Raw genomic sequence first — 917 nt, 5'->3', positions numbered from 1 at the left:
TTCCAGCCTATTCTCGTCGTCAGGACGCTTTAGAAACAACAATCATTCAGCTTTATTCCAAGGGCGTTACGACCCGTGAAATTGCAGATTTGATTGAAAAAATGTATGGCGCTTATTATTCACCTACTACTGTTTCTAATATCACTGCTCAGGTAACAAACCAGATTGAAGCTTTTCATCAACGAGCTATTAAGGCAAACTATGTTTGTCTTTTCTTAGATGCAACTTACCTACCTCTACGCCGTGATTCAGTTCAAAGAGAGGCAGTCTATATTGCTTTAGGTATTACACCTGTCGGCATCAAAGAAGTTCTTGATTATCGAATCGCTCCAAATGAAAACGCAGGAGTTTGGTCAGAAATGGCAGAAGATCTTAAACAACGAGGATTAAAGCAAGTCCAGTTGATCATCGCAGATGGAATGGTTGGTCTGCAGCCAGCATTATTGCACGCTTTCCCGAAAGCCAAATTCCAAAGATGCCTAGTACATGTTATGCGTAATATTGGTTCGCATGTGCGTTTAAAAGATCGTGAAGCAATCTTAAATGATTTTAAAGAATTGCATTCAGCGACCGATGTAACTGCAGCACACAAGATCTTAAATGATTTTTATGGTGCTTGGGAGAAACTGTATTCTAATCTGATCCAGCAACTTAAATCCATTGAAAATGAACTCTTAGCTTTCTTGAGTTTTCCTCCTGCTATTCGACCAACAATTTATTCAACCAATATCTTAGAATCACTGAACAAAAGAATTAAACGCAAGACCAAACCCAAAGAACAGTTTCCAAACGAAAAATCTTTAGACAATTTTATCGGAGTTCAAGTCATAAGCTACAACGAAAAATACTTTAATCGTAGCCATCGTGGTTTTGGTCAAGTCAAAGACACGTTAGAATCACTTTTCGATTAATGGTTT

At 38.1% G+C, this 917-nt stretch carries 1 protein-coding gene; it reads left to right on the top strand.

Annotated features, from left to right (window positions below; translation table 11 throughout):
* The coding region (locus tag IV36_RS11745; RefSeq protein WP_056992675.1) for an IS256 family transposase at window positions 1-911 on the top strand (911 nt) is incomplete at its 5' end.
* Window positions 912-917 lie beyond the last annotated feature (6 nt).

This window comes from Liquorilactobacillus mali, assembly GCF_001437155.1.
Lineage (GTDB): Bacteria > Bacillota > Bacilli > Lactobacillales > Lactobacillaceae > Liquorilactobacillus > Liquorilactobacillus mali_A.
Note: the sequence above shows the minus strand (reverse complement) of the source record. Positions and strands in the feature narration are given on the sequence as shown.